Annotated in this window: 20 protein-coding genes; 13 read left to right on the forward strand and 7 right to left on the reverse strand. The window is 71.1% G+C overall.

All coding sequences use genetic code 11. The features are described from left to right. Nucleotides 1-459: 459 nt before the first annotated feature. On the forward strand, nt 460-1,161 hold the full coding sequence (locus tag HS041_RS07765) for a carbon-nitrogen hydrolase family protein (protein WP_196439802.1): 702 nt from the start codon (nt 460-462) through the stop codon (nt 1,159-1,161). 246 nt (nt 1,162-1,407) lie between these two features. Here the strand turns inward: HS041_RS07765 and HS041_RS07770 are convergent, their stop codons facing one another. Both HS041_RS07770 and HS041_RS07775 read right to left on the reverse strand, forming a co-directional pair. Further along, a complete protein-coding gene (locus HS041_RS07770) occupies nt 1,408-1,779 on the reverse strand; it encodes a hypothetical protein (protein WP_196439803.1) in 372 nt (123 codons plus the stop codon). 378 nt (nt 1,780-2,157) lie between these two features. Continuing rightward, the gene (locus HS041_RS07775; RefSeq protein ID WP_196439804.1) at nt 2,158-2,736 is read right to left on the reverse strand and encodes an NADPH-dependent F420 reductase; all 579 of its coding nucleotides are present in this window, start codon (nt 2,734-2,736) and stop codon (nt 2,158-2,160) included. A 120-nt stretch (nt 2,737-2,856) separates the two neighbouring features. On the opposite strand from HS041_RS07775, the gene HS041_RS07780 reads away from it, so the two are divergent. The 9 genes from HS041_RS07780 (at nt 2,857) to HS041_RS07820 (ending at nt 11,976) form a co-directional block, all read left to right on the forward strand. Further along, complete coding sequence (locus HS041_RS07780) at nt 2,857-3,351, forward strand: MarR family winged helix-turn-helix transcriptional regulator (protein WP_196439805.1); 495 nt, start codon at nt 2,857-2,859, stop codon at nt 3,349-3,351. 163 nt (nt 3,352-3,514) lie between these two features. After that, a complete protein-coding gene (locus HS041_RS07785) occupies nt 3,515-4,684 on the forward strand; it encodes a hypothetical protein (protein WP_196439806.1) in 1,170 nt (389 codons plus the stop codon). A 404-nt stretch (nt 4,685-5,088) separates the two neighbouring features. Next, nucleotides 5,089-6,996, forward strand: coding sequence for a glycosyltransferase family 2 protein (locus HS041_RS07790; protein ID WP_196439807.1), 1,908 nt, complete (start codon nt 5,089-5,091; stop codon nt 6,994-6,996). Between the two features lie 145 nt (nt 6,997-7,141). Next, complete coding sequence (locus HS041_RS39950) at nt 7,142-8,155, forward strand: energy-coupling factor ABC transporter permease (protein WP_196439808.1); 1,014 nt, start codon at nt 7,142-7,144, stop codon at nt 8,153-8,155. Between the two features lie 146 nt (nt 8,156-8,301). Beyond that, nucleotides 8,302-9,084, forward strand: a complete 783-nt coding sequence (cbiQ, locus tag HS041_RS07800) for a cobalt ECF transporter T component CbiQ (RefSeq protein ID WP_196439809.1) — start codon at nt 8,302-8,304, stop codon at nt 9,082-9,084. Continuing rightward, nucleotides 9,081-9,827, forward strand: coding sequence for an energy-coupling factor ABC transporter ATP-binding protein (locus HS041_RS07805; RefSeq protein WP_196439810.1), 747 nt, complete (start codon nt 9,081-9,083; stop codon nt 9,825-9,827). Before cbiQ ends, HS041_RS07805 begins: the two co-directional genes overlap by 4 nt. Before the next feature lie 133 nt (nt 9,828-9,960). Continuing rightward, nucleotides 9,961-10,299, forward strand: a complete 339-nt coding sequence (locus tag HS041_RS07810; protein ID WP_196439811.1) for an STAS domain-containing protein — start codon at nt 9,961-9,963, stop codon at nt 10,297-10,299. A 108-nt stretch (nt 10,300-10,407) separates the two neighbouring features. Beyond that, nucleotides 10,408-11,181, forward strand: a complete 774-nt coding sequence (locus tag HS041_RS07815; protein ID WP_196439812.1) for an SDR family NAD(P)-dependent oxidoreductase — start codon at nt 10,408-10,410, stop codon at nt 11,179-11,181. Nucleotides 11,182-11,190: 9 nt separating this feature from the next. Next, on the forward strand, nt 11,191-11,976 hold the full coding sequence (locus HS041_RS07820) for a crotonase/enoyl-CoA hydratase family protein (protein WP_307845201.1): 786 nt from the start codon (nt 11,191-11,193) through the stop codon (nt 11,974-11,976). Nucleotides 11,977-12,137: 161 nt separating this feature from the next. On the opposite strand, the gene HS041_RS07825 is transcribed toward HS041_RS07820, so the two are convergent. Continuing rightward, the gene (locus tag HS041_RS07825; protein WP_196439813.1) at nt 12,138-13,796 is read right to left on the reverse strand and encodes a methyl-accepting chemotaxis protein; all 1,659 of its coding nucleotides are present in this window, start codon (nt 13,794-13,796) and stop codon (nt 12,138-12,140) included. A gap of 347 nt (nt 13,797-14,143) precedes the next feature. Between HS041_RS07825 and HS041_RS07830 the strand changes: the two genes are divergently transcribed. Further along, complete coding sequence (locus HS041_RS07830; RefSeq protein ID WP_196439814.1) at nt 14,144-14,788, forward strand: rhomboid family intramembrane serine protease; 645 nt, start codon at nt 14,144-14,146, stop codon at nt 14,786-14,788. Here the strand turns inward: HS041_RS07830 and HS041_RS07835 are convergent. Further along, nucleotides 14,782-15,435, reverse strand: coding sequence for a TetR/AcrR family transcriptional regulator (locus tag HS041_RS07835; RefSeq protein ID WP_307845202.1), 654 nt, complete (start codon nt 15,433-15,435; stop codon nt 14,782-14,784). The genes HS041_RS07830 and HS041_RS07835 overlap by 7 nt on opposite strands. Nucleotides 15,436-15,526: 91 nt before the next feature. Between HS041_RS07835 and HS041_RS07840 the strand changes: the two genes are divergently transcribed. Next, on the forward strand, nt 15,527-16,093 hold the full coding sequence (locus HS041_RS07840) for an anthrone oxygenase family protein (protein WP_230878465.1): 567 nt from the start codon (nt 15,527-15,529) through the stop codon (nt 16,091-16,093). On the opposite strand, the gene HS041_RS07845 is transcribed toward HS041_RS07840, so the two are convergent. Continuing rightward, nucleotides 16,077-17,762, reverse strand: coding sequence for a serine/threonine-protein kinase (locus HS041_RS07845; protein ID WP_196439816.1), 1,686 nt, complete (start codon nt 17,760-17,762; stop codon nt 16,077-16,079). The two genes, HS041_RS07840 and HS041_RS07845, sit on opposite strands and share 17 nt — an antisense overlap. 419 nt (nt 17,763-18,181) lie before the next feature. On the opposite strand from HS041_RS07845, the gene HS041_RS07850 reads away from it, so the two are divergent. Continuing rightward, nucleotides 18,182-18,475 (forward strand): hypothetical protein, encoded by a 294-nt coding sequence (locus HS041_RS07850; protein ID WP_196439817.1) that lies wholly within the window; start codon nt 18,182-18,184, stop codon nt 18,473-18,475. Between the two features lie 243 nt (nt 18,476-18,718). Here the strand turns inward: HS041_RS07850 and serC are convergent, their stop codons facing one another. Together serC and HS041_RS07860 are read right to left on the reverse strand one after the other, a co-directional pair. Then, the gene (gene serC / locus HS041_RS07855; RefSeq protein ID WP_196439818.1) at nt 18,719-19,828 is read right to left on the reverse strand and encodes a phosphoserine transaminase; all 1,110 of its coding nucleotides are present in this window, start codon (nt 19,826-19,828) and stop codon (nt 18,719-18,721) included. A 209-nt stretch (nt 19,829-20,037) separates the two neighbouring features. After that, complete coding sequence (locus tag HS041_RS07860; protein WP_196439819.1) at nt 20,038-21,144, reverse strand: citrate synthase 2; 1,107 nt, start codon at nt 21,142-21,144, stop codon at nt 20,038-20,040. Between the last annotated feature and the right edge of the window lie 12 nt (nt 21,145-21,156).

Raw genomic sequence — 21,156 nt, forward strand, 5'->3', positions numbered from 1 at the left:
CGGAACGGGGATGTGGCGGACGCCTACGAGCGGTGCTGCCGCTGGGCGTGGAGCTGCTGTCGAGGTGGACACTCCCTTTGGCTTACGGGCTCGGCACATGGGGCATCTCGGCGACCAAGCGGCAGTCATGCGACCGGCATGATCTTGAGGATGCCGGTGCGGCTGCAAGCTGATACAGCGACACCGCCACACGCGACCACACGACACCGGCCCGTATCCACCACTCCACCGGGGCGAGAGGTTGCCGATGAGGTGTTCGGCCTTCCCCGGTGAACAGAAGGCCAGGGGTTCGATTCCCCTCGTCGGCTCGCAATGGGAAAGGCCCCTGATCAGGAGATACGCCATCGGGGGCCTGCTGCCTGTCCGGACAATCCTGAGATCTTGCTAACAGCGGCCACGGGAAGCGGTCGTGTACACCGCCAGCGGTGATCACGCCTCCCGCTGTTACCGTCCTCGCTCGTGATCGTGCGTACGGCTGTCGCCCAGATTCCCGTCTCCTGGAATGTCCGGGAGAATCTCACCGAGATCACCCGGGTGGTGAAGGCCTGCGCGGATGACGACCTGGTCGTGCTTCCAGAAGGAGCGCTGTCCGGATACGGCACCGACCTGTCTCCGCTCGCGGATCTGGATCCGGGCGAACTGGACAGGGCCATGACTGAGTTGGCCGAGCTGGCTGTACGCGGTGCCGTGCACGTGGTCTGCGGCTCTCTGATGTTCGACGCCGACCGGTGGTGGAACGCCGCGATCCTCTTCGATCCCGGGGGTGGGCGGAGCTTCTATCGGAAGATCAACCTGGCGATGAACGAACGGGGCGTGCTCGCCGCCGGGTCCGAGCTTCCTGTGCACCGGCTCGCCCTGCCGGGAGGAGCGGTCGATATGGGGGTGCAGATCTGCCGGGAGATCCGCTTCCCCGAGCAGTGGGGGCATATGGCTCGTTCGGGGGCGCGGGTGCTCGCCTACCTGACGAACGCGGCCAACCCTGACGAGCCCCCCGGGGTCTGGCGCAGCCATCTCATCAGCCGGGCGGCGGAGAACCAGCGGTGGGTGCTCGCGGCCAACGCCGCCGATCCGATCTCACACTGCCCGACGATGATCGTCGCTCCCCGGGGAGAGGTTCTCGCGGAGGTGGCCGGGGCGAGTCGGCCGTGCTCCATGCGGTGATCGACACCGACGCCGCTTCCGAGTGGTACCTCGGCCAGCAGCGCCGGGACGTCATCGAGACGCACTACCTGAGTTAGCGAGAGTCTCCTCCACGATGTCCTGCCCGCAGGAGGCCGGCCCGTCGACGACCGCCCGGTACCGGCACGTGTGGTCCAGCACGCGGTACCGGCCGGACTCGTGAGCCCGAAGTCCGGCCGGCGGCCGCAGGCGATCGGTGACCGCGCGGTGGGCCGTTCCCGATTCGGGTCAGCAGCGCTTCCAGCCGTCGTAGTGCGGCGCCCACACCTTGTACTTGCGGATGAAGCTGCTGAAGGCGTCTCTGCCGTAGGGAACCGTGATGCACGGCCCGTCGTTGTCGGTCGACACGACGATCCGGACCCGGTCGGCCCCCGTGCCACCGGAGCAGTTGTACCAGGTGCCGTAGATACGCCGGTGGCTCCAGTTGTGATCGACCGAGATGCCGTCGTAGTAGTCGCCTCCGGTGCCGCCGTCGCCGCGTCCCGCGCACGGGTTCGGCTCGGCGGCCGCCGCGGACGCGTGGGCGGCGCCGGGAACCGCGAACGCCAGCGCCGTGGCCAGGCCGAGCAGAGTACGGGTCTTCCTGTGGGACGAACTCATCGATTTCCTCCGCAGACGGGTTTCGTTGAGCGGTACGGCCCTGCATTCCGGAAGCGGCGTTCCGGCCAGGTCGACGGCCAGGCCGGAGAGCTTCCCACCGCGTTCCTGGCCCTCCGTTTCTCGAAGCGGTTGACCCGGGCCGGTCGCAGGTCCAGCATCGGCCAGGGCGGTGGCCGAAACCCTGCAGATTTCTCAATCGCCTGATCACAGGCCAGAACGGGCGGTTCGCCTTACGGGGAGTCCCTTGGCAGAACGGGTGCGGCACGCCCTCCGGGTCTACCTGACCTGGATCCGGCGGGTTCTGGAGGGGGCGAGCGCCGGCGAGCAGGCGGCCGGCCGGGGTGCCTCGCGGGCACGAGGCACCCCCGGGAGGACCGGTCAGGCGCGGGTGAGGGTGAAGGCGATGCCGTCGCCCAGTCCCTGGCCGTAGGCGAGCTGGATGAGCAGCTCGACCGCCGGCTCGGTGTAGCGGGCGTTGGCCAGCGGGCCCGCGTCCACGGCGTCGAAGCCGAGCTGCGCGCCGAGGTCGAGGACGGTCTTCTTGGCGACCTCGTCGTCCCCGGCGACCGGCAGGAAGCGGCCGGCGCCGTCCTTGCCCATGTGACCGGCGAAAACGGTGTTGAAGGCCTTCACGACACGGGCGCCCGGCAGGGCGGCGGCCACCTGCTCGCCGCCGGAGGCGGTGTGGCCGACGGTCAGCGACATGAAGTCGGGGGCCAGCGGGTTGGTGGCGTCGACCACGACCTTGTCCGAGAGGGCCGCCTTGACCCGCGCGTCCAGCGCTTCGACGGCGGCGAACGGCACCGCCAGGATCACGACGTCGGCCTGGGCGGCCTGCGCGGCCGTACCCTCCGGGCCGGTGGAGGTGTCGGCGGTGGCGACCTCGTGCCCGATCTCGGTGAGGCGAGAGGCGAGGGCGGAGCCGACGTTGCCGGAACCGAGAATGCTGATCTTCATGGGGGACACCTTTCCCTTTGTGCTTCGAATGTGAAGCACATGGTCGCTTTGCTTCGAATTCGAAGCATGAGTGACTGTACATGTGCTTCACATTCGAAGCAACTGGGTATCGTGGGGTCCATGAGCGAACCGCGCTGGCTGAACGAGACCGAACTACGTGCCTGGACCGGGTTCCTGGAGACCTCCGACCTGCTCCACCGCATGGTCGAACAGCAGCTTCGCGAGGTCGGCGGGGTCACCACGGTGCAGTACGACATCCTTCACCGGCTCAACGAGAGCCCCGAGAAGCGCCTGTGCATGACCGACCTGGCCGACCGCCTCGTCTCCTCCCGCAGCGGCATCACCTACCAGGTCGCCCAACTGGAGAAGGCGGGTCTCCTGCGCCGCGAGGACGCCCCCGACGACGAACGCCGCGTGCTCGCCGCCATCACCGAGAAGGGACGCCAGGTGCTGGAGAGGACCGCTCCCGGCCACGTCGAGGCGGTCCGCGCAGGTCTCCTCGACTTCCTGGCCCCCGACCAGGTCGCCCAGCTCGCCGCCATCATGGACGCGACCCGCGCCCACCTGCGCAGCACCGTCCAGCTCCATCCGCCGCGCAGGGCCCGCTCCCGCTGAAGACGCCTGCCCGCCCGTCACCCGCCGCGTCCCGCACGGGTACCGGGGCCGGGACACCACGGCCCGCGCCGTGATCGCACGAATGGAGGGACCGTCTGTACGGCCTGAGTGAACTGTGCAAACCTGTTCGAACCGGCAAAACGATCTAGGGTGGGTGCGGTGCATGGCGGGAGCGGTATCCGCTCGATGGGCATCGGCCCAGTGCAGTGATCAGGTCTGGTTCGCGGCCTGCGCGCAACCGGTCGCACCCGGTCTGGAGCTGAGCTGGGCGGATCTGCTCCTCATCGCCCTGGCGATCGTGCCCGCCGTGTTCTTCGCCCTCTCCGGGCACCGCGGTGGCGGTCCCGCCAGGGTCGGGTGCCTGGGGGTGCTGCTGAGGCTGGTGACCCTGTGGGCGGGGTCGACGGTGATGGCCTATCCGGCCGGGGTGGTGATGTATCTGGGCACCACGGAGCTGGGACGGCACCCCGAAGCCTGGGCGATGACCGCCGTGTCGCCGTTCGCCGCGCTGGCGGTCGCGTGGTGGTTCCAGCCCGTCTTCCCGCCGGTCCGCCTGCCGTACCTGCTGCTGCGGGCCGGACTGCTGCTGGCCGCCTGCACCGGCGCGGTGCTCGCCGCCGACCGCAGCGGCCTGCCGGTCACGACGGCCGCGGGCATCGGCGCCGGTGCCGCGCTGGCGGCGACTCTCGCCTCCGTCGCCGTGTGGTGGGCGGCCGACCGGCTTCCACCGCTGTGGCAGGCGGTGGGGGCGGTGACGCTGCTCGGCGTCTGTATCGGCGCGGGGGTGACGACCGAGGCCGATGGCATTCTGGTGCTGACTGGTCGTCAGGCCGGCTCCGGCATGGTGTTGTGGGCGGCCTTTCTGCTGGCGGTTCTCCAGGTGGCCGCGGTCGTTCTGCTCTGCCTGGCCGGCTGGCGGCTCGCCGGCCAGTTGCGCACGGGCACGCTGGGCCGCCGGGCCGCCGATCGCTCCCAGGGCCTGTGGCCGCCCAGACCGGGTCAGGTCTGGCACGCGGAGGTGCCCTTCCGTGAAGACGGGAGCGAGTCGAAGGACCGGCCGGTCCTGGTGTTGCGCGCCTTCAGCGACCACGCCGAGGTCTTGAAGATCACGAGCCAGGACAAGACCGGGCATCACGGTCATCTCCATCTTCCCCTGGCGAAGTGGCACAAGGTGCTGGAGAAGGAGAGCTGGCTGGAGCTGAGGGTGACCCCGCTGGCGTACGGGAACTTCTACAACCTGCGCGGGCTGTGCCGGTACGGCGTGTGGCGGGAGGTCCGGAGACGGGATTTCTCGCCCGGTAAGCGGTCGGCCGGCACCGGACGAAGGCGGTGACCGGCTTGCCGTGCTCGGGCCGCCGGACGAGCTGATCGGCCGGATTCCGGCCCGGTCCCGGAACCTCGTGGCCCGGGCGGTCCGTCGATCCGAGATCCGCATCGCCGGCACCGGCCTGGCCGCTCATCCGACCGGGGCGACGCGGACGGTCCGGCCGCCCGCAAGGTTCGTACGGCTCGGCGGCCGAACACGTCGTGCAGGGCCTCGGCGAACTCGGCCTGGGGCGACCGGCCCGGAACCCCGGGCACGGGGCAAATCGCGCGAACCAATTGTTTTCCACCAAGTACCGCAACCTCAGCGTGAATGCGGGAGAGGCAACAAGCCGGATCGGCCACACACGGGCGGTTCTTCGTCACATACTGAAGCACAGTGGAAGCGGAAAGTAGTCGACGGAGGAGGCGGCGGTGACGCGAACGATCCTCCATCGCGTCGGTGCGGGGGCCGGCGGCGGTGTGACGGTGGAGGTGGTCGCCCGGCCCGTCACCGACGTGAGCGTGATCGTCCCGGTTCACAACTGCCGTCCCTACCTGGACCGGTGCCTGACCTCCCTGCTGATCCAGCGGGTGGGGAAGGAGATCGTCGTCGTGGACGACGGCTCCACCGACGGCAGCTCGGAGCTGGCCGACCTCTACGCGGCCCGGCATCCCGGCGTCTTCCGCGTCGTCCACCAGGAGGCCTCCGGCGGCGCGGGCCGGCCGCGCAACGTCGGGCTCTCCCTGGCCAGGGGCAGATACGTGTTCTTCTGCGACGCGGACGACTACCTCGGTCCCGAGGCGCTGGAGCGCATGCTCGCGATGGCGGACCGCAACGACTCCGACATCGTCCTGGGAAAGGTCGTCGGCCACGGGCGCAAGGCGCCGGTCTCGATGTTCCAGGAGAGCGCCGAGCGGGTCGAGCTGGAGGAGAGCACGGTCTACAACAGCCTGACCTGCTTCAAGCTGTTTCGCAGGGAGATGCTGGAACGGCACCGCATCCGCTTCGACGAGAACCTCGCGGTCGGCGAGGACATCGTCTTCACCACCCACGCCTACTGCCACGCCGGTGTGATCTCGGTGGTCGCCGACTACGACTGCTACCACCTGGTCGACAGGCCCGACGGGACCAGCATCATGCAGCGCCAGGGGAGCCGTGACCCGGTCTCCTGGATCCGGATGATCAAAAAGCCGATCGAGCTGATGGTCGGTCACATACGGCCCGGCCCGCTCCGCGACCACCTGCTCCGCCGCCACTTCCGGCTGGACGCCTTCACCAACCTCGGCAGGCCCTTCCTCGACGCCGGAGAGGTCGAGCGCAAGGAGATCGCGGCCGAGGTGGCCGACATGTGCGAGCGCTGGATGACCGACGGGGTGCGCGAGCGGCTCAGCCCGGTGGACCGGGGCCGGATCGCCGCGCTGGAGGACATCGACCGCCTGGTACGGCTGGCCCACATCGAGCTGGCCGTGGTGCGCCGCGAGCTCACCGGGCTGCGCTGGGACGAGGGCGACACCGGTCTGGTCGTCTCCGGCCGGGTCGCGCTGGACGCCATGGAGTCGCGCGGCCGTCCCGAACTGGTCGCCGGCGGCGTCTCGCTGGTGCTGCGCCTCCGGCAGGCGGGTGACGGGCCGGTCACCGGGATCACCGAGGTCACGGTGCCCGCCGCCGGGGACGGCGACGAGTTCACCGCGACCGTCGACGTCGCCGCGCTGCCTTCGGGGGTCTGGGACGTCCACGTGGCCGTCACCTGCGAGGGAGTCGTCCGGACGGCGCGGCTCGGCGCCGACCGCGACCAGCGGATCGCCCGCCCCGCGCCCCGGATGGTCGGCGGGGCGGTCGCCCTGCCGTACTTCACCCGGCCCTACGGCAATCTCAGCATCGACGTCGGCGGGCACGTGGTCAGTCCGCCCGGCATCGTGCGGCTGACGGGCGCACGCTGGGGCGCCGGGCACCGGCTGGTCCTCGACGGGGAGATCACGATGGGTGCGCTCACCCCGGACCGCCGGGCCGTGCGGCGGCTGGTCTGGCGGGAGCGGAGCTCGGGGTTCGAGCGATCCGTGCCGGTCACGGCGACGGCGGGCGGGGCGTTCACGGCCCGGCACGCGGCGGGCCGGTTGAGGCCCGGCACCTGGGACGCCTATCTGGAGCTGGACCTCGGCGGACCGCCGGCGCGGTTCCGGGTCGAGGCGGAGACGGAGTCGGTCGCGCCGCCGCTGACCTGGTTGCGCGGGGTGTCCCGGCGGACCGTCAAACCGTACGTCACGGCGGGGAAGGGCCGGCTCAGCCTCCTGGTGCGCGTCGCCACCGTGCGCGGGTTCCTCCGGCGGTTCCTTCGCTGATCCCTTCCCGTGCGGATCTCCCGCGGAGCCCCGGTGGATCTTCTCCGGGTCTTCCGCAGAGCGAAGCCTTCGCTAATGCCTCTTTGTTGCAATAACAAGCCGATGGCTTAAAGTGGGGGTCAAACCCGCGCTCCGGAGGCTTGCCGTGCACGTTCCCGATGGCTTTTTCAACGTGGCCGTCTCGGTCTCCGCGGGGGCCGTCGCCGCCGCCGGAACCGCGGTCTGCCTGCGCGGAGCCCGCCGCGAGCTCGACGACCGCACCGCTCCCATGGCGGGACTGGTCGCGGCCTTCATCTTCGCGGTCCAGATGCTCAACTTCCCGGTGGCCGCGGGGACGAGCGGCCACCTCCTCGGCGGGGCGCTCGCCGCGATCCTCGTCGGACCGTATACGGCGGTGTTGTGCATGGCCGTGGTCCTGCTCGTGCAGGGCTTCTTCTTCGCCGACGGGGGCCTGACGGCGCTGGGCGTCAACATCACGCTCATGGGCATCGTCACCGTCCTGACCGGCTGGGGTGTCTTCCGCCTGATCACCCAGAGCGCGCACGGCCGCGCCGCGGTCACCGCGGCGTCGTTCGCCGCCGCGCTGGTCTCGGTGCCCGCCTCGGCGCTGGTGTTCACGCTGCTGTTCTGGGTCGGCGGGACGGCGCCCATCGAGATCGGCACGGTCGCCGCCGCCATGGGCGGCGTGCACGTGCTCATCGGCATCGGCGAAGGACTGATCACCGCGGTCACCGTGGCCACCGTGCTCGCGGCCCGGCCCGACCTGGTGTACGGCGCGCGCGGCCTGGCCGCTCCGCTGGTCCTGCGGGGTGCGGACGGCGACGTCACCGTGACCCCGGACACCGTGGAGCGCGTCCCGGCGCCGGCGGGGAAGGCGCGCCCGTTCCTGCTGGCGGGGGTCGGCCTCACGCTGGTCCTGGCCGGAGTGGTCTCCTTCTTCGCCTCCGGCGACCCGGACGGCCTGGAGCGGGTCGCAGAGGACGAGGGCTTCCTCGCCCAGGCCACCGGCCATGCGTTCGGCTCGTGGTCGCTGGCCGACTACGGTGACGTGGGCGGGATCCCGGTCGGCGTCGCCGGGGTCGTCGGCGTGGGCATCACGCTGGTCGCCGGCGGAGCCGTGGCCTACGGCGCCCGCCGCCGCGACCGGGAGGGGGCATGACGCCGTGACGTCGCCGGGCAGGGGCGGCGCCGGGCAGGGGCGGCACGAGAGCGGCGCCGTACGGAACGTGCGGCCGGGACGGCGCCGGGGCCCGGAGTCATCCGGGCGGGCCCCGGCGCCGAAGTAGCCGTCGGAGAGGATTTCCATTGGGCGCGGGCCATCACCACCAGCTCTACCGGGCGGGCGACACGCTCGTCCACCGGTTGCCGCCGCAGTGCAAGCTCGCCGCGGTCGCCGCGTTCGCCATGGCCGTGGTGGCCACGCCGCGCGAGTGGTTCGCGGCCTTCGGGACGTACGCGCTGCTGCTGGCCGGTGTGGTCCTGCTGGCGAGGATCCCACCCGGGTTCGTGCTGCGGCGGATGGCGATCGAGATCCCGTTCGTGGTGTTCGCGCTGGCGATCCCGTTCGTCGGGACGGGCGAGCGGGTCTCCCCGCTGGGGCTCTCGCTCAGCCTCCCGGGGCTCTGGGCGGCCTGGAACATCCTGGCCAAGGCCACCCTGGGTGTGGTCGCGAGCATCGTGCTGGCGGCCACCACCGAGCCCCGGCTGATGCTGCTGGGCGCGCAGAGGCTCCGGCTGCCCCCGATGCTGGTCCAGATCGCCATGTTCATGCTCCGCTACCTGGACGTGATCATGGATGAGATGCGCCGGATGCGGGTGGCGAGGGAGTCGCGGGGCTTCACCGCCAGGGACGTGCGGCACATCCCGGTGATCGCCCGGTCGGCCGGGGCGCTGTTCATCCGCTCCTACGAGCGCGGCGAGCGGGTGCACCTGGCCATGCTGAGCCGCGGGTACACCGGCTCGATGCCGGTGATCCAGGACCTGACCGCCTCGGCGCGGCAGTGGCTCCTGGCCGGTACGCTTCCGGGCGCGGCACTGGCGGTGCTGCTCGGGACCGCGCTGTTCGGGACGGGGGGAGTGGGGGCATGACGGCGTCGCTGGAAGTGAGCCGGCTGGCGTACGCGTACCCGGACGGCACGCAGGCGCTGTTCGGGGTGGACCTGCGCATCGAGCGCGGCGAGCGGGTCGCGCTGCTCGGGCCGAACGGAGCGGGCAAGACCACCCTGGTCATGCACCTCAACGGCATCCTGACCGCCGGGCACGGCACGGTGTCCGTGGCCGGGCTCCCGGTCGCCAAGGGCTCGATGCAGGAGATCCGGCGCAGGGTCGGCCTCGTCTTCCAGGACCCCGACGACCAGCTCTTCATGCCCACCGTCCGGGAGGACGTCGCCTTCGGCCCGGCCAACCTCGGCGTCCGCGGTGAGGAGCTCCAGCAGCGGGTCAAGGACGCGCTGGAGCGGGTGGGCATGCTGGAGGCGATCGACCGGCCTCCGCACCACCTGTCCTTCGGCCAGCGACGGCGGGTGGCGGTGGCGACCGTGCTGGCGATGGAGCCGGAGATCCTCGTCCTGGACGAACCCTCCTCCAACCTGGACCCCGCCTCGCGCCGAGAGCTCGCCGAGATCCTGCGGAGCCTCGACGTGACCGTGCTGATGGTCACCCACGATCTGCCCTACGCGCTGGAGCTGTGCGAGCGCTCGCTCATCCTCTCCGGCGGGGTGATCGCCGCGGACGGGCCGACGAGGGAGATCCTCTCCGACGCCGGGCTGCTCGCCGCGCACCGGCTGGAGTTGCCGTACGGTTTCACCGTCGGGCGAGGAGAGGAAACCTGAGAGTGCCCGGTGAGCCCATGGACACACCCGCCGGTTCCTGGTCACGCGATTGATCGCCAGAGCTTCCGGCCTGGCATACGGTGTGTGTCGAAGTAAAGTGGATCTGCCTCTCATGGCCACGAGGAGGAAGCTGATGAAGCTACGGCTGGCTCGCCGGGCCGTCGGCGACACCGTGGTGGTGGCCGTCGAGGGAGAGCTCGACCTGTTCACCGCACCCTTCCTCCGCGACGAGGTCCGCGACGCCATCAAGCTCGACGGAGCCCGGCTGGTCCTCGACCTGACCTCCCTGTCGTTCATGGACTCCAGCGGGCTCTCGGTGCTGATCGAGGCGTGGCGGCTGGCGACGGGAGAGGGCGGCGGGGTCTCCCTGGCCGCGCCCCAGGCCCCGGTGGCCCGGATCCTGCGCACGACCGGCCTCGACCGCCGCATCAAGGTCTACCCCGACGTCGGCACCGCCGTCGCGGAGGTCTAGCGGCGGCCGTACGGCGCGCCCTGCCGTACGGGGACCGGCGCCATCCGTCACCGAGATTTGGTGCACCCCGAGTAGAACTTCATTCGGTATCCGCGTTAAAGTCCGCTCATGGACCTGAACGGAGCAGCAGCAATCATCTCGGGCGGTGCCAGCGGCCTCGGCGAGGCCACGGCCCGCGACCTCGCCGCGCACGGCGCGACCGTGGTCATCGCCGACCTGAACGAGGAGCGCGGCAAGGCGCTCGCCGACGAGCTCGGCGGCGTTTTCGTCAAGACCGATGTGTCCGACGAGGAGCAGGTGCAGGCGGCCGTGGACGCCGCGGTGGCCACCGGCAAGCCGCTGCGCGTCGTGGTGAACAGCGCCGGCATCGGCTGGGCGACCCGCACCGTCAACCGCGACGGCTCGCCGCACGACCTGGCCTCCTACCGCAAGGTCATCGAGGTCAACCTGATCGGCACCTTCAACCTGATGCGCATCGGCGCCGCGGCCGTCGCCAAGACCGAGCCGGTCGACGCGGACGGGCAGCGGGGCGTGGTCATCAACACCGCCTCCGTGGCGGCGCTGGAGGGCCAGACCGGCCAGGTGGCGTACTCGGCGTCCAAGGGCGGCATCGTCGGCATGACCGTCCCGGCGGCCCGCGACCTGGCCGCCGTGGGCATCCGCGTCAACACGATCTGCCCGGGCATCATCGACACCCCGATCTACGGCTTCTCGCCCAACTCCGACGAGTTCAAGGCCAAGCTCGTCGCGCCGGTGGTCTTCCCCAAGCGGATGGGCCTGGCCTCCGAGTTCGCCCACCTGGTGCGCTCGCTGATCGAGAACGACTACATGAACGCCGAGACCATCCGTTTCGACGGCGGCATCCGCTTCCAGCCCAAGTAGGAGTCACACGTGTCTGAGTCGGCTCCTGAGGCTGTGGACGAGGTCCTGGTCGAGGTAGAGGACGGCGTGGCCGTCATCACGATCAACCGGCCCAAGGCCAAGAACGCCGTCAACGGCGTCGTGGCCCGGGCCATCGCGGCGGCCCTGGACGAACTGGAGGAGCGCAAGGACGTCTCCGCCTACGTCCTGACCGGCGCGGGCGGCACGTTCTGCGCGGGCATGGACCTGAAGGGCTTCCTCACCGGGGACTTCCCGGTCGTCGAGGGCCGGGGGTTCGGCGGCATCGTCGAGGCGCCGCCGAAGAAGCCCATCATCGCCGCGATCGAGGGCTACGCCCTGGCCGGGGGCTGCGAGCTGGCCCTGGCCTGCGACATCATCGTCGCCTCCGAGGAGGCCAAGTTCGGGCTGCCCGAGCCCAAGCGCGGCCTGGTCGCCGGGGCGGGCGGCGTGATGCGGCTCCCGCAGCGCATCCCGTACCACATCGCGATGGAGATCGCCCTGACCGGCGACCACTTCCCGGCCTCCCGGCTCTACGAGGTCGGCCTGGTCAACCACGTCACGCCCGCGGGCGGGGCGCTGGCCAAGGCTCTGGAGCTCGCGAAGAAGATCGCCGCGAACGCCCCGCTGGCGCTCGCGGCGACCAAGCGCGTGATCGTCGAGTCCGCCGACTGGAGCATTGACGAGATGTTCAAGAAGCAGGGCGAGATCATCAATCCGGTGTTCGGCTCCAAGGACGCCATGGAGGGCGCGGCGGCCTTCGCCGAGAAGCGCGCTCCGCAGTGGAAGGGCGAGTAGGGATCCTTCGGGCCGCCGGCGGGCTCCCGCCCGCGGGAAGGATCCGCCGGGTCTCCCCGGAACGCCGGGCGCGATCCCTTTCGGGACCGCGCCCGGCGTGACGTCCGGCCCCGGCGGCCGGCTGCCCGGGTGCGACTGCCTGCCGCTGCGCGGAGCGCGTCTCAGTAGCGGAAGCGGGAGACCAGGTCGTGCAGGCGGGTCGACAGCTCGGCCAGGTTGGCCGCGGCCCGCTGGCTCTCGGTCACGCCCTCGGCCGTGACGTGCGCGGCGCTGGCCAGCACCGAGATGTTGGTGGCGATGTCGGCACTGCCCTGGGCGGCGTCGGCGACGCTGCGGTTCATCTCGTTGGTGGTGGCGCTCTGCTCCTCCACCGCGCTGGCGATGGTGAGCTGGTAGTCGTTGATCTTGCCGATGATGGAGGAGATCTCGGCGATCGCGGCGACCGCGCTCTCGGTGTCGGCCTGGATGGCCTGCACGCGCTTGGAGATGTCCTCGGTGGCCTTGGCGGTCTCCTGGGCCAGGTCCTTGACCTCGCCCGCCACGACCGCGAAGCCCTTGCCGGCGTCGCCGGCGCGGGCGGCCTCGATGGTGGCGTTGAGCGCCAGCAGGTTGGTCTGCTCGGCGATGCTCGTGATCGTCTTGATGACCGAGCCGATCTCCGCACTGGAGGTGCCCAGCTTGGCGACGGTCTCGTTGGTGGACTCGGCCACCGCCACCGCCTGGGAGGCGACCGTGGCGCCCTCGTTGGCGTTGTGGGCGATCTCCTGGATGGAGGTGCCCATCTCCTCGCTGCCGGCGGCGACGGTCTGCACGTTCTGCGAGACCTCACCGGCGGCGGCGGCGACGTTGCCGGCCTGTGCGGAGGCCTCGTCGGCGGAGGCGGCGATGCGGTCGCTGACGGCCGCCAGCTCACCGGAGCTCGCCGCCAGGGTGTCGGCGCTGGTGGCCAGCTCCGCGATCGCCTGGCGGGTGGAGGCGTTGGCCCGGTTGACCGCCGCCGCCATCCGGCCGATCTCGTCGCGGGAGGTCACCTCGGCGCTCTGCGTCAGGTCGCCCCTGGCCGCGGCCTCCAGCGCCCGGGAGAGCGCGTCCACCGAACGCTTCATCTGGCGGGAGAAGATCCGGGCCAGTCCGAGGGCGACCAGCAGGCCGGCGCCGAGCAGCATGAAGATCATGTTGCGGGCGCTGTCGTACCTGTCGGCGGCCGCGGCGGTCACCGCCTCGGTGGCCGTCTGCTCGTAGTCCGCCAGCCGGCTGAGCGCGTCCTTGAACGCCGCGATGACGGCGTAGAACTCGGCTTCGGCCTTCTGCGCCTCGGCCGGGGCGGCGGCCTCGGACGGCGGGGCCGCGCTGAACATGACGGCGTCGCGCATCGACCGGTAGCGCTCCCAGGCCTGCTCGAAGTCCGTCACGGCCTTCCGCCACGTGGGGTCCGACGGGGCGGCGGTCCGGTAGTCCTCGAACTCGCGGGTCACCGCGGCGGTGAAGTCCTCGATGCTCTTCTTGGCGCCGGCCTTGACCTGGGGGTCGGGGACGGTGCTGTAGGCGAGGCTGGCGTCGACCATGTCGGCCATGTAACCGCGCAGGTTGCCGAGGTGGACCAGACGTTCGACGTTGCCCTGCCTGATGGTGTTCATGTCGTCGTTCATGCCGCTCATACGGGTGAGCGCCAACGTGCCGACGCTCGCGCCCATGGCGGTCATGAGCAGCACGGTGATGAGGATCTTGGTACTGATGCGGCGGTCGGCGAACCACCCCAGTACGGGGTTGCGGCGTACGGTCACCACAGGGCCCGCAGCGCCGGCAGCGGAGTCGTTCACGATCAAGTCCTTCCCGCAGGGGATCGGTGGGCTGCCGGGGCAGCGGAAAACAGAGAGTCGCCACATCCATCGGCAGCGGGAACCGATACATGAGCCGGCGGGCGCCCCGGGCCGGTCACCGGTGCTCTGGACCTCCGCACGTCGCGCGGCAGGGCGGACGGGACCCGGTCCCTGCCACCGCTGATGGTCTTCCGTCGTCAGGAGGGATCTCCTGATATGTCAGGCTTGATTCGTTCTGGGCCGCATCTGGCGCATTACCGGCCGCGAGTGCGTACCGTGAAGGTGTGGTCACGTGCGTCACGGGCACGTGACCTCCACATGACGGCTCCACGAGGCCAGGAGAGTGCATGAGCGACTACCCGACCGGGCTGACCCCTCGCGGCGGTTCCTCCGGCGAGCGCTTCCGGCGCAGCGCCGGAAGCCTGGCCGTCGGCGCCCTCGGCGCAGCGGTCCTCGTCGTCCTCCTGGTCACGGGCATGTGGGCGATCGAGGTCGCCGACTACGTGTTCCCCGGCGAGTTCGACGCCTACGGCATCAGGGCGGGAGACGTCGACGGCCTCGCGGGCATCCCCGTCGCCCCGTTCCTGCACGACGGCTTCGGTCACCTGATGGCCAACTCCCTGCCCCTGCTGATCCTGGGCTTCCTCGCGGCCCTGCGCGGTCTGGGCCGGTTCCTGGCCGCCAGCGCGATCATCATCCTGGTCAGCGGCCTGGGCGTCTGGCTCACCAGCGACCCGGCCTACGTCACGGTCGGCGCCAGCGGCCTGGTCTTCGGTTACTTCGGCCTGGTCGTGGCCCGCGGCCTGTTCGACCGCCGTGCCCTCGACATCGTGATCGGCATCGGCGTCGCGCTGGCCTACTACTCGATCATCTGGGGCGTGCTCCCCACCGAGGAGGGCGTCTCCTGGCAGGGGCACCTGTTCGGCCTGATCGGCGGCGTCCTGGCCGCCTGGATCGTCCGCCGTAGGCGCCCCGCCCTCCCGGCCTACTGATCCCGCGCGGCCCGGTCCGGCCGGGCCGTTCCACCGCCGGTGAGGGTCAGGAAGCGGTCGGCCGCGACGAGGGCGCCGGTGCGGACGTCCTCGGGTGAGGGCGGCTGCTCGCCCAGCAGCACCCGGATCTGCAGGTCGCGTACGGCCAGGCCGTACAGGAGCTGGAACGCCTCCGCCGGGTCGTCGATCCGCAGCAGCCCCGCCGCGGCCAGCCTGCCGAGATAGGCCTCGACCAGCGGGCCGGTGGCGTGCCGGCCGTGCCGGAGCAGCAGCGCCGACAGCTCTCCCGACGCCATGGCCGCCCGGTTCAGCGCCACCGAGGCGTCGCCGACGAGCAGGCCGAGCAGGTTCTCCGCGATGGCGGCCAGCGTCGCGCGCGGCTCGGCCGGACGCGCCAGCGCCGCCGTCACCGCGGTGTTGACCTGCTCGGCCTGCCGTTCGATCAGCGCCGCGAGCAGCCCGTGGCGGTTGCCGAACCAGGTGTAGAGGCTCTCCTTCGACGACCCGGCGCGGGCCGCCACCGCCTGCATCGTCATGCCCTCCATGCCGTGCTCGACGAGTTCGGCGAGCGCGGCGTCGAGCGCCGCCTGGCGCCTGGCGGCCTGCTCGCCCGATCGGGGGCGGCCCCGGCGGCTCTGTCCGGTCACGGTCTCTCCTGACGTGCTCTCGCGATTATTCGAACCTTGGGGTACGGTTAAATACGTACTCAATGGTTCGATTTTACCCGGAAGGCCTGCCATGCTGCTCTCCCCGCCGTCCACCGGCGCCTCGACCTCCCCGAGCCGGACCGCCGGGCTCGTACGCGGCTGGGCGCTGGCCTCCGCGACAACGCTCATGGGGCTGATCGCGGGGTTCTTCTACGCCTACGCCTGCTCCGTCATGATCGGGCTGGCCCGCGTCGACGACCGCGTCTTCATCAGCTCGATGCAATGGATCAACGCGACCGTGCGCAACGTCTGGTTCGCGCCCAGCTTCTTCGGGGCCCTGGCGGTGACCGCCGTCGCCGCCGCGCTGCACCTGAAGCGGGACGGGCGGCCCGTGCTCCCCTGGGTCGTGGCCGCCCTCGTGCTGTACGGCGCCGCATTCGGCATCACGATGGGCATCAGCGTGCCGCTCAACGACGAGCTGGCAGCGGCCGGCGACCCGGCGGCCCTCACCGACCCGGGAGCGGTGCGCGCCGCCTACGAAGGGGTCTGGGTGGCCTGGAACACCACGCGCACCATCGCCTCGACCATGGCCCTGGCCTGCCTGATCCGGGCACTGGTGCTCCACGGCCGGCACACCGCCGTCAGTTCGTCTGGGTGAATTTCTTGAACGTGACCTTGCTGTCCGTGGCGGCCACGCCGTTCCATCCGCGCCCGTGCGGGTCGACGTCGGCCGTCCGCGACTGCAGCTTCACGCCGTCGACGAAGAAGTGGTAGCGCGAGGCCTTCCTGACGACCTTCAGCGTGTGGAAGTCCGCAGGGTCGAAGCCCGCGGGAAGGCCGGTGCGCTTGTCGGCCGCGGTGCCCTTGTCCCAGACCCGCGTGGCGAGCACGTATCCGCGGCCGGTCTCGATGTAGACGCCGATGTCGTTGCGTCCCTCCGTGTGGGAGAGCAGCAGTCCGTAGTTCGGGGTCGCCGCGGTGTTCCCGGTCGCGAGCAGCTTGGCCCGGACGGACACGGTGAAGTGGGTGCCCACCGGGCGCTTCCCCCAGAGCAGCCCGCGCCAGGCGCCGTCCGCGAAGCCCGTCATGCCGACGCTGCGCGGGCCGAGCACCTTCCACGGACCGGGGATGAGGTCGGAGTCGGTCTTCCAGGTCGGCTTGGATGCGGTGGACGACGGTTCCGGCGCGGGGGTCCGCGTCGGCTCCGGTGCGGGCTTCGGCGTGGGCTTCGGCGTCTTCCGCGCGTGCGGACGGGACGGGCGGGACGGGGACGGCTCGGGCGCCGGGGCGGCGGTCGGCACCACCGTCGCCGTGGCCGTCACTGTCGCCGTGGGGGCCGGCAGGGCCTGATGGATCCGGGGCGGGACCGCCGTACCGTCCGGCGGCCAGAAGACGATCGCCCCGGCGACGACGACCGCCACGGCGGTTCCGCCGACCGCCGCCGGGGTCGGGATGATCTTCCTGGCGCGGTCGCGCTCCCGCGGCCGTGCGGTTTCGCGCGGGGATACGGCGAGCACGTGGCCCTCGTCCATCAGGGCCATCAGCACGTCGTGTGCCTCCGGGCGCAGAGCGGGGTCCTTGGCCAGGCACGCGGCGAGCGTGCGGCGCAGCCGTTCGGGGACGGCCGACAGGTCGGGGTCGAGGCTGAGCACCCGGTGGAGCACGGCGGGGACGGAGTCGGCACCGAACGCGGGTGCGCCCGTGGCGGCGAAGACCATGGTCCCCGCCCAGCCGAACAGGTCGGCGGCCGGGCCCACCGGCTCGCCCCGGATCTGCTCGGGGGAGATGTACGCGGGGGAGCCGACGACACCGCTGGACGTCACGGACGTCACGTCCAGCGCTCTGGCGATGCCGAAGTCGATCACCCGTGGCCCGTCGGCGGCCAGCAGGACGTTGGACGGCTTGAAGTCCCGGTGGACGATGCCCGCCCGGTGGATGGCCGTCAGCGCGGTCGCCGTCCCCACCGCGAGCCTGACCAGATCGTCCCCGCGCAGCGGGCCGGAGGTGCCGACGGTCTCCTCCAGGGAGACGCCCTCGACGTACTCGCTCACGACGTACGGCACGCCGTCCGAGACGCCGAGGTCCAGGACGCGGGCCGTGCAGAACTGGGCCACTCGCCGGGCCGTGTCGACCTCGCGCCGGAAGCGCCTGACCGCCTCGGCCTTCTCGGCGAGCCGGGCGTGCAGCACCTTGACGGCGACTCGGGAGCCGTCCGGCGCCAGCCCCAGCAGGACGGAGCCCTGGCCCCCCTCTCCGAGCAGGCCGATCATCCGATACGGACCCAGAAACTCCGGGTCACTTCTACGTAACCGGCGCACTTCAGACACGCCGCGATCATAGTGGGGCCCGCCGCCGCCTCGAAGCGTCCTGGGACGTGGCCGGAGCTCTCCACGCCGTCGTTCGGGCAGGCATCCTCGTCCGCCGCGGCGCGCAACCGGCCGTCGGCTCACGACGGAGGCCGGGGCCCATGGTCTGCGGAGCCGGGAACCGGATGCTCACCCTGTCCTAACTTTGCCCGCGGCCCCTTGATCCGGTCCGTTGGGCGGAAGAGCATGAAGATGAGGCCGTCGGGCGGTCGATGCTGCCCGACGAATCCGGGGCGGGGAACACCATCGATCTCCGAAGAGGCTCCCAACGGTGCCCACCGACGGCTTCGATCTCCGGCAGGCAATCACGCCGCTGGTCACCCGACGGCTTCTGACGGCCATTTGAGGCGTCCAAGCCGTCATATGGCGAGGAGTCACCCGTGAAGGCGATCCACGACATCATCCCTACGGAACACGCCGCCTTCTTCGAGGCGGTCAAGCAGGTGTTCGAGCAGTATCCGGAGGCGAAGGGCAAGTACGCCGTCGCGAGCCTGGAGCTCCAGACCGAGATGGGAATCGACTACGACACGAAGGAAGGGCTTTCCCGCATAGAGGGCGACCAGATCATCACGAGGTTCGTGGACCGGGACGACGCGAAGGAGCGGGCGAGGGTGTGCACCCTGTGGAACTGGGACTACAGCAAGTGCCTTCATTGGAAGGAAGCTGAGATGTGACGGCGGGCCGGGCGGCGCGGCGGCACGGGAGGTTCGCGGTCTGCGTTCCCTCCGCGGCCGGACGACGGGAGGCAGCCGCTCCGCCCGCACGGGGCACGGAGCCGTGACCGGGAAGGCGTCCTCGGCCCGGGGCGGAGGTGAGGGGAAGCGGCTCCGGGCGGCGGCGTACGGCGTGCAGAGGGGCGAAGGCCCGCGGAGCCGGACCCGGGGACGGCCGGCCGTCCCCGGGGCTGACGATGGAAACTAGAGCCGCTCGACCACGTGGTCGATGCAGTGGGTCAGCGCCTCGACGTCGGCCGGGTCGATCGACGGGAACATCGCGACGCGCAGCTGGTTGCGGCCGAGCTTGCGGTAGGGCTCGACGTCGACGATGCCGTTGGCGCGCAGCACCTTGGCGACCGCGGCGGCGTCCACCCCGTCGGAGAAGTCGATCGTGCCGACCACGTTGGAGCGGAACTCCGGTCCCGCGAACGGCGTGGTGTAGGAGGTCTTCTCCGCCCAGGTGTAGAGGCGGCTCGCCGAGTCGGCGGTGCGGGCGGTGGTCCAGGCCAGGCCGCCGTTGCCGTTCATCCACTCGATCTGCTCGGCGAGCAGGAACAGGGTGGCGACCGCCGGGGTGTTGTAGGTCTGGTCCTTGGAGGAGTTGTCGATCGCGATCGGCAGGCTGAAGAACTCGGGGATGTAGCGCCCGCTGCCGGCGATCTCCTCGACCCGGGCCAGCGCGGCCGGCGACATCAGGGCGATCCACAGGCCGCCGTCGGAGGCGAAGCTCTTCTGCGGGGCGAAGTAGTAGACGTCGGTCTCGCTGATGTCGACGGGCAGGCCGCCGGCGCCGGAGGTGGCGTCCACGAGGACGAGCGAGCCCTCCTCGCCGACGCGCCTGATCGGCATCGCGACGCCGGTCGAGGTCTCGTTGTGGGTGAGCGCGTAGACGTCCACGCCGGCCTCGGTGACGGCCTCGGGGTGGCTGCCGACCTCGGACTTGATGACGCTCGGGTCGCCCAGCCACGGGGCCTTGGCCACCACGGAGGCGAACTTGGAGGAGAACTCGCCGAAGTGCAGGTGCTGCGACTTCTCGCGGACGAGCCCGAAGGCGGCGATGTCCCAGAACGCGGTGGTGCCGCCGTTGCCGAGGACGACCTCGTACCCCTCGGGAAGGGAGAACAGCTCTGACAGGCCCGCGCGCACGCGCCCGACGAGGGACTTCACCGGCTTCTGGCGGTGCGAGGTGCCCAGCACCGAGGAGCCGGAGGCCGCGAGCGCGGAGAGCTGCTCGGGGCGCACCTTCGAGGGCCCGCAGCCGAAACGGCCGTCGGCGGGCTTGAGGTCAGAGGGAATCACGATGTCAGCCACGCTGACCAGCCTACTAAGCCCTCGAATTGGACTAGACCGGGGTCCGGACTTTGAGATGGACGCGACTGGAATGCGGAACGGCTGCCGCGCGGGATCGTCCGTGCGACAGCCGTGCGGCCCGGATCGCCGTCACGGGATCCGGGCCGGAAGCCGGGTACGTGTGACCCGCGCGGGCCTGATGGGACCGCGCGAGCCGTACCGGGCGGGGGTCAGGCGTTGTCGAGGATCTCGGCGGCGCCGGGGACCTCGGTGACCGCGCGCTGGGCCGGGCCCACGTAGTCGGCGCTGGGGCGGACGAGCCTGCCCGTGCGCTTCTGCTCCAGGATGTGGGCGGCCCAGCCCGCCGTGCGGGCGCAGGTGAACATCGAGGTGAACATGTGCGAGGGCACCTGGGCGAAGTCCAGGATGACCGCGGCCCAGTACTCGACGTTGGTGGCGAGCACCCGGTCGGGCTTGCGGGCGTGCAGTTCCTCCAGCGCGGCCTTCTCCAGCGCGGCGGCGACCTCGTAGCGCGGAGCGTCGAGCTCCTTGGCGGTACGGCGGAGCACGCGGGCGCGGGGGTCCTCGGCGCGGTAGACGCGGTGGCCGAAGCCCATGAGGCGCTGGCCCTTGTCCAGCTCGCTCTGGACGTACTTCTTGGCGTCGCCGACCTGCTCGACACCCTCGATCATGTGCAGCACGCGGGCCGGGGCGCCGCCGTGCAGCGGGCCCGACATCGCGCCGACCGCGCCGCTCAGCGCCGCGGAGACGTCGGCGCCGGTGGAGGCGATGACGCGGGCGGTGAAGGTGGAGGCGTTCATGCCGTGCTCGGCCGCCGACACCCAGTAGGCGTCGATGGCCTTGACGTGCTTGGGGTCGGGCTCGCCGCGCCAGCGGACCATGAAGCGCTCGACGATGCTCTCGGCCTCGTCGACCCGCTTCTCGGGAACCACTGGCTGGCCCTGGCCGCGCGCCGACTGGGCGACGAAGCTGAGGGCCGTCACGCTGGCGCGCGCGAGGTTGTCGCGCGCCTCGTCCTCGTCGATGTCGAGCAGCGGCTTGAAGCCGTAGTGGGGGGCCAGCATGGCCAGCGCACTCTGCACGTCGACGCGGATGTCACCGGAATGGACAGGAATGGGGTAGCGCTCGGCCGGGGGGAGACCCGGCTGGAACTTGTTGTCGACGAGCAGGCCCCACACGTTGCCGAACGAGACGCGGCCGACCAGCTCTTCGATGTCGACGCCCCGGTAGCGGAGGGCGCCCCCTTCTTTGTCCGGTTCCGCGATCTCCGTCTCGAAAGCTACGACGCCTTCGAGCCCGGGTTTGAAGTCGGACATTCTCGGCCGCCT

Origin of the sequence: Planomonospora sp. ID67723 (assembly GCF_015711605.1) — a bacterium.
In the GTDB taxonomy this organism is placed as follows: domain Bacteria; phylum Actinomycetota; class Actinomycetes; order Streptosporangiales; family Streptosporangiaceae; genus Planomonospora_A.

Bases quoted from the DNA above. Each gene is read 5' to 3' on its own strand.
- HS041_RS07770 (WP_196439803.1), bottom strand. From the start codon at position 1,779: ATGAGTTCGTCCCACAGGAAGACCCGTACTCTGCTCGGCCTGGCCACG.
- HS041_RS07775 (WP_196439804.1), bottom strand. From the start codon at position 2,736: ATGAAGATCAGCATTCTCGGTTCCGGCAACGTCGGCTCCGCCCTCGCC.
- HS041_RS07780 (WP_196439805.1), top strand. From the start codon at position 2,857: ATGAGCGAACCGCGCTGGCTGAACGAGACCGAACTACGTGCCTGGACC.
- HS041_RS07785 (WP_196439806.1), top strand. From the start codon at position 3,515: ATGGCGGGAGCGGTATCCGCTCGATGGGCATCGGCCCAGTGCAGTGAT.
- HS041_RS07805 (WP_196439810.1), top strand. From the start codon at position 9,081: ATGACGGCGTCGCTGGAAGTGAGCCGGCTGGCGTACGCGTACCCGGAC.
- HS041_RS07810 (WP_196439811.1), top strand. From the start codon at position 9,961: ATGAAGCTACGGCTGGCTCGCCGGGCCGTCGGCGACACCGTGGTGGTG.
- HS041_RS07815 (WP_196439812.1), top strand. From the start codon at position 10,408: ATGGACCTGAACGGAGCAGCAGCAATCATCTCGGGCGGTGCCAGCGGC.
- HS041_RS07830 (WP_196439814.1), top strand. From the start codon at position 14,144: ATGAGCGACTACCCGACCGGGCTGACCCCTCGCGGCGGTTCCTCCGGC.
- HS041_RS07840 (WP_230878465.1), top strand. From the start codon at position 15,527: ATGCTGCTCTCCCCGCCGTCCACCGGCGCCTCGACCTCCCCGAGCCGG.
- HS041_RS07860 (WP_196439819.1), bottom strand. From the start codon at position 21,144: ATGTCCGACTTCAAACCCGGGCTCGAAGGCGTCGTAGCTTTCGAGACG.